The organism is Sphingomonas sp. GW821-FHT10F11 (genome assembly GCF_058809095.1).
The window spans coordinates 231,914-238,786 of the sequence record NZ_JBXASH010000008.1; the positions used below are offsets into that span (position 1 = coordinate 231,914).

5 protein-coding genes and 1 pseudogene are annotated in these 6,873 nt (G+C 67.4%); all 6 read right to left on the reverse strand.

Annotated elements, in window-relative coordinates:
* Nucleotides 1–126: 126 nt before the first annotated feature.
* Nucleotides 127–1,359, reverse strand: coding sequence for an SGNH/GDSL hydrolase family protein (locus AC1RT8_RS20900; protein WP_493078011.1), 1,233 nt, complete (start codon nt 1,357–1,359; stop codon nt 127–129).
* A gap of 14 nt (nt 1,360–1,373) precedes the next feature.
* Nucleotides 1,374–2,489 (reverse strand): endo-1,4-beta-xylanase, encoded by a 1,116-nt coding sequence (locus AC1RT8_RS20905; protein WP_493078012.1) that lies wholly within the window; start codon nt 2,487–2,489, stop codon nt 1,374–1,376.
* Nucleotides 2,486–3,949 carry a mannitol dehydrogenase family protein gene (locus AC1RT8_RS20910; RefSeq protein WP_493078014.1) on the reverse strand — a complete coding sequence of 488 codons (1,464 nt, stop codon included), beginning with the start codon at nt 3,947–3,949 and terminating at the stop codon, nt 2,486–2,488. The genes AC1RT8_RS20905 and AC1RT8_RS20910 overlap by 4 nt, the downstream gene beginning before the upstream one ends.
* Complete coding sequence (uxaC, locus tag AC1RT8_RS20915; protein WP_493078015.1) at nt 3,946–5,358, reverse strand: glucuronate isomerase; 1,413 nt, start codon at nt 5,356–5,358, stop codon at nt 3,946–3,948. The genes AC1RT8_RS20910 and uxaC overlap by 4 nt, the downstream gene beginning before the upstream one ends.
* Nucleotides 5,355–6,701, reverse strand: a complete 1,347-nt coding sequence (locus AC1RT8_RS20920; RefSeq protein WP_493078017.1) for an MFS transporter — start codon at nt 6,699–6,701, stop codon at nt 5,355–5,357. Before AC1RT8_RS20920 ends, uxaC begins: the two co-directional genes overlap by 4 nt.
* Nucleotides 6,702–6,741: 40 nt before the next feature.
* Nucleotides 6,742–6,873 (reverse strand): annotated as a pseudogene (locus tag AC1RT8_RS20925) (bifunctional D-altronate/D-mannonate dehydratase); the annotation flags it as partial.

The following is a 6,873-nucleotide window of genomic DNA, read 5'->3' on the forward strand; positions in this document are numbered from 1 at the left end:
CCCTGAAACGCCGATTGCCGATAAATACTGCGCCGCGATCCGGGGCCGGCGGCGAGGCAAGCCTGTGCCGTGGCCGGTATCACGGTGTCAAAGCCCTTGTTCGATCCCCCTCATTTGAACAGCGACTCATTTGAACAGGGACAGGGGCACGGCATCGCCCATCGCGCGGTGCCCGGCGACGCCCGGGTGGAGATGATCGCCCTTGTCAACATCGGCGCGCAGGCGCATCGGATTCTTCGGGTCGCGCATCACCGCATCGAAATCGACCACCGCGTCGAAATTGCCGGGCTCGCGGATCCAGGCGTTGATCGCCTGGCGATCGGCCTCGTTCTGCGCGTCGGGGTGGTAATAGTCGTTGCCGCCATAAGGCAGGATCGTCCCGCCGATCGCCTTGATGCCGGCGGCGCGGGCGCGCGCGACGATCTGGCGATAGGCGCCGGTGATGCGGCGGACGAACGCGGCGTGCGCCGCCGTGCTCTGCGGCGCATCGCGGGTGAAGGTGCCGAGATCGTTCACGCCCTCGAGCACGATCAGATAGCGCACGCCGGCCTGGGCCAGCACGTCGCGGTCGAAGCGCGCCAGCGCATTGGGGCCGAGCCCATCGAGCAATAGCCGCCCGCCGCCGATACCGTGGTTGAGCACCGAAACGTCGCGCGTGGCGGGCGAGGCCTGGAGCCGGTCGGCCAGGCGATCGGGCCACCGATCATTGCCGTTGGTGGTCGAGCCGTTGCCGTCAGTGATCGAATCGCCGAGCGTGACGATCGCGCGCGCACTGGCGGACGCCAGCACCTCGACTCCGGCGATCTGGTACCAGTGATCGACCGTCCTGGCGCCGATCAGCTCGGCGGCTGCCACCTTGTTGCCCTGCAGGACATAGGAGGTCGCACGCGAGCCCGGATGGCTGGTCTGGCGCGCGGGCGCGTCGGGCAGATGCAGCGTGATGGCGAGGCTGGCCAGTGCCGGCACGCGCAACGCCACCGGATCGGACAGGTAGCTCGCGCCCGCGGGGATCGTCACCTCGGACACGCCGTCGAAGGTCAGCGCCCGGTCGCTTGCGGGGTCGATTGTCGAGGTGGCGCTTCCCGCCGAGAGCGCGACATGCGCAGCATCGACGCGCAGCGGCTCGGTGCCGAAGGCGTTGGACAGCATCACCCGAATCTGCGGCCCACCGACCGTCACGCGCACCACCTGGCGCAGGGTCGCGTCCTTCAGATCGGCATCGGGCAGCGCGTTGTTCGGCTCGGGGATCTGCTGCGACGAAGCCCAGCTCCGCAACCAATGTCCGCGCGGCGGTGCGGCCGAACCGGCCACCGCGATGCACAACAGGGATGCGGCAATCGCGTGCTTGATCATGCTCATCGGCAGATCCCCTCCTATCGTTGCGCCGCGCCGCCCAGGGCGGCCGCAACCGCCTCGCGGACCGGCTTGAGCTCATAGTCCATGCCATAGGGGCAGCAGCGCTTGGGCAGCCCGTCGGGGCGCGGCGTCAGGCCCTGGAGCCAGCTATATTTGTCCGCCAGCCCCCAGAACAGGATCGTATCGAGCTGCGGATAGGCGAGCACGGACTCGAGAAACGCTTTGGCATAATCCGCCACTGCGCGATCACGCGCGACGATGTCGGTCGGCAGCAGCTTGTCGTTCACGTCCATCTCGGTGACGAGCAGCTTCAGGCCCATGCCGGTCACATCGTCGAGGAAGACACGCCACGCCTTTTCGTCCCGCGCGCCGAACGGGGCGCCATTGCCGCGACCCGGCGCGCCGATATGCGACTGGATGCCGAGCGCATCGACCGGCGTGCCGCGCTTCTTCAAGGCTTCGAGCAGCTTGAGCACGCCACCGCGGTGAAGCTCGTTGCCCGGCTCCCAGCTCATATAGTCGTTATAGACGAGCTGCATGCCCGGCGCCGCGGCGCGCGCGGTGCGGAAGGCGATGTCGATGACCGTCTCAGCGCCGAGCGGCCTGGTCAGCACGGTTTCGCGCAGGTCCCGGGTCTTCTCGTCGATCGCCTCGTTGACCACGTCGAAGCTCGGCAGCACCCCGGCATAACGGCCCGCAACCGTCGAGACATGCTCGGTCAGCAGACGCTCGGCTTCGGCGCGCGGGCTGGTGCCGAAATCATGCTCGACCAGCCATTTCGGATAACGCTCGGTCTTCTGCCACAGCAGCGTATGGCCACGCATAGCGAGCCCGACCGATGTCGCCCAGGCGATCAGCGCATCGGCGCGGGTGAAATCGAAGGTCTTCGCATCGGGGCGGAGCGCCTGCCATTTCAGCTCGTTCTCGGGGACGATCAGTCCGCATTGCTCGGCGATCAGCGCGCGATAGCGCTCGTCCTGGAAACCCCGGCCGCCGAGACAGGTGCCGAAACGGATGCCGCGCCGCTTGCCGATCGCATCGAGCCCCGGCGCCGCCGCCAGCGCCGTGCCGGGCATCAGCAACGCGGCCGCCGCCGCCGCGCCCAGCGCTTCGCGGCGGCTGAACCCGGTCACAGCGCTTCCACCGTGGCGCGCGCACCCTTGGCGGCAAGCGATGTCAGGTGCCGCACCAGCGCCGCACGGAACGTCTCATCCGCGGCAAGCGCCGGCGGGAAGACCGCGTCGATCGAGAGCAGCGCCGCGACCTGCGCTTCGGGGTCGGTCACGCCGGCGAGCCGGGCGGCGGTGACGGCCGCCAGCGGATCGTCGACGACATGAGTGGCGCCGCTGTCGTCGCGTCCGCCCTGCCAGCGCATCCATGCCGTGACGGCCAGCGCCAGCGCGTCGGTCTCCAGCCCCTTCGCCCGCCGCGCCGCGATCGGCGCCAGCAGTCGCTGCGGCAGCTTCTGCGAACCGTCCATCGCGATCTGACGCGTGCGATGCTGGAGCGCAGGGTTGGCGAAACGCTCCATCAACGCGGTGCGATAGGCGGCAACGTCGAGCCCCGGCGGCGGCGACAAGGTCGCCTCGGCTTCGTCCCATAGTGCCTCGACGAAGCGCTTGAACGCCGGGATCGCGACGACCTCATGGACGAAGTCGATGCCGGCCAGCCCGCCGAGATAGGCGATGCCCGAATGCGCGCCGTTGAGCATGCGCAGCTTGGCTTCTTCCCATGGCGCGACCGAGGCGGTGATCTGCACGCCGAGCTTTTCGAATTCGGGGCGGGGGCCGCAGAAGCGATCCTCGATCACCCATTGCAGGAACGGCTCGGCCTTCACCATCGCCTGATCGCTCGCACCCAAGGTGCCTTCGAGCTTTTCGATATCCGCCGGGGTGGTGGCGGGCACGATCCGGTCGACCATGGTCTCGGGAAAGGCGCCATGCGCTTCGATCCACTCGGCCAGCTCCGCACGGTGCGCCCGGGCGATGGCGAGCACTGCCTGTTCGAGCCGGCGGCCATTGTGTGGCAGATTGTCGCAGGAGATCGCGGTGAAGGGTGGCAGGCCCAGGTCGCGTCGCGCGGACAGCGCCGCGACGAGGAATCCGGGCGCGGTCTTCGGCGCAGTCAGATCGGCGCAATCGGCCGCGACATCGGGATCGTCGGCGAGCAGCGCGCCGGTCGCCGGGTCGAGCTTGTAGCCCTTTTCGGTCACGGTGAGCGTGACGATGTGCACGTCGGGATCGGCCAGCCGCTCGACCAGCGCCTCCGGATTTTCCGGGGCGACAAGTACCTCGCGCACAGCGCCGATCACTTTCAGCGCATCGCCCGCCCCGTCGCGCGTGACCACGGTGTAGAGCCCATCCTGCGGGTTCATCTCGTCGCGCACGCCAGCCGAACGCAGCGATGCGCCGGTGATGCCCCAGCGCAGGTCGCCGGATTCAAGCGCTGCCTCGAATATCACGGCCTGATGTGCGCGGTGGAAGGCGCCGATGCCGAGATGCACGACGCCGGGTTTCACGGCGAAGCGGTCATAGGAAGGGACCGCGACGTCGGCCGGGAGCGCGTCGAGCGTTTCGTTGGAGAGGCGGGTCACAGCTTGTACGCCGCCTTCACCAGATCATAGGACAGCGCCTTCGCCACCTGATGCGCTTCATCCTCTTCAAGCCGGTGCTCGGCGACGAGCTGGGCCAGGAAGTGGCAGTCCATCCGCCGCGCGACATCATGGCGTGCCGGGATCGACAGGAAGGCGCGGGTGTCGTCGTTGAAGCCGACGGTGTTGTAGAAGCCAGCGGTTTCGGTAGCGCGCTGGCGGAAGCGGCGCATGCCCTCCGGGCTGTCATGGAACCACCAGGGCGGGCCGAGCCGAAGCGCGGGATAATGGCCGGCGAGCGGTGCGAGCTCGCGGCTATAGGTGTCCTCGTCGAGCGTGAAGAGGATCAGTGTCAGGCGCGGGTCGTTGCCATACGCGTCGAGCAGCGGCTTGAGGTTGTGAACGAACTCGCTCGGCAACGGGATGTCGGCGCCCTTGTCGCGGCCGAAGCGCGCGAGCACGCCCGGGTTATGGCTGCGGAAGGCGCCGGGATGGAGCTGCATCACCATGCCGTCCTCGATCGACAGGCGCGCCATCTCGGTCAGCATCTGGCCGCGGAACAGCTCGGCCTCGGCGGCGCTCGCCTGGCCGGTGCGGACCTTCTGGTAGAGCGCCTCGGCCTCGGCGGCCGGGAGGTTCGCCGTGAAGGCGCTGGGATGGCCGTGATCGGTCGAGGTCGCCCCGGCCTCGCGGAAGCGCGCGCGGTGGAACTGGTGCGCGCGGAGATAGCTCGCAAAGGTCGCGATATCCTCGCCCGCGGTCTCGCCGAAGCGGGCGATGTTGGCGAGGAAGCCAGAGGCCTCGGGGTCCATCACCGGATCGGGGCGATAGGCGGTCATCACCCGGCCGCTCCAGCCGCTCTCGCGGATCGCGCGGTGATGGTCGAGCGGGTCGAGCGGGCTTTCGGTGGTGGCGATCGCCTCGATGCCGAAGCGTTCGAACAGCGCGCGCGGGCGGAAGGCCGGGGTCCTCAGCGCGGCATCGATCGAGTCGTAATAATGGTCGGCGGTCGATGGCTCGAGCCGCTCCTCGAAGCCGAAGCATTCGGCGAACACCCAGTCGAGCCACATCGACGAAGGCGTGCCGCGGAACAGATGATAATGGTCAGCGAAGATCTTCCAGATCGCGCGCCCGTCAGTCTCCGTCGGGCTGCCGTCCTGGGTCGGCACGCCCAGCTTCTCCAGCGGCACGCCCTGGCTGTAGAGCATACGGAAGACATAGTGATCGGGCACGATCAGCAGTTGCGCAGGATCGGCGAAGGGCTGGTCATAAGCGAACCATGACGGATCGGTATGGCCGTGCGGGGAGACGATCGGCAGATCCTTGACACCGGTGTACAAAGCGCGCGCGATGTCGCGCGTGCGGCCCTCGGCAGGGAACAGGCGGTCGGGGTGGAGCGTCAGCTTGGTCATTGATTGCCTTCGTTGTGCGCGAGCGTGGCCGGCTCCCAGCGCGGCACGATCAGATGGACGACGAGCAGCGCAAGCAGATAGGAACACGCCGCGAGGATGAAGATCGGCTGGAAGCTGCCGACGGTCTCCAGGATATAGCCTGCGTATTTCGCCATCAAGGCACCGCCGATCGCGCCGGCGAGGCCGCCGAGCCCGATCACCGAGCCGGCACGCCAGCGCGGGAAGAGATCGCCCGGGATGGTATAGACATTGGCCGAGAAGCCCTGATGCCCGGCACAGGCGAGGCCGATCAGCCCGGCCGCGACCCACATGTTCGGCGCGGCGGTGGCGAAGGCGATCGGTAACGCACACAGCGCCATCAGGAACATCGCCGTCTTGCGTGAGCGGTTGATGGTGTAGCCCTTGCCGATCAGCCGCGACGAGATCCAGCCGCCGGCGACCGAGCCGACATCCGCGATCAGATAGATCATGACCAGCGGCGGCCCGAATTCGAGCATTTTCACATTATATTGCTTGTTGAAGAAGTCGGGCAGCCAGAACAGGAAGGTCCACCATACCGGATCGATCAGGAAGCGCCCGGCCATATAGGCCCAAGTCTGACGGTGGCGGAACAGCGCGCGATAATCCTGGACCAGCGCGACCGTGCCTTGGGCGAAGGTCCGCTTCACGCGGATCTGCTCGGGCTGGGCCGGATCGGATTCGATGAAGGCCAGCTCCTCGGGCGACACGCGCGGATGCTGCGAGGGCCGGTTGTAGAAGCCCAACCAGGCGATCAGCCAGATCACCGTCAACAGGCCCGTCAGGATGAAGGCCCAGCGCCAGCCGAACGCGATGGTGATGATCGGCACGATCAGCGGCGTGACGATCGCGCCGATATTGGAGCCAGCGTTGAAGATGCCGATTGCAAAGGCGCGCTCGCGTTTCGGGAACCACTCGTTCGCGGCGGCGAGGGCCGAGGGAAAGGTGCCCGCCTCGCCGAACGCGAGGGTCAGCCGGGCGATCATCATGCCGGTCGTGGTGGTGAACAGGACATGGCCCATATGGCCGATCGTCCAGAGCGTGACCGCGATGGCATAACCGATCTTCGCCCCGACCCGGTCGACCAGCCGGCCGAAGATCACATAGGCGACGCCGTAGGTGAGCTGGAACGCGACCGCGAGATCGGCATAGCCGGCCTCCGTCCAATGATATTGCACGGCGAGATCTGGCTTCAGCACGGACAGGACGAGCCGGTCGATATAGCTGAGCACGACCGCCGCGAAGAGCAGCCCGCAGACGATCCAGCGAACCTTGCCCGATGGCTTGGGCAGGATCGGCGCTTCTGCGCTGACGGTCGCGTTCATTGAAATCCTCTCACCTGCCGGCCTCTCATGATCGGGCCGGTCACCAGTTTGTCATGGTGCCGTCTTGGAGGCGGTTCACCGGGAGATAGGCGCGATTGTATTCGTATCTGGCGGCGAGTTCCTCATCGAGGTCGACGCCCAGACCCGGCTTGTCGCCCGGGTGCATCAGGCC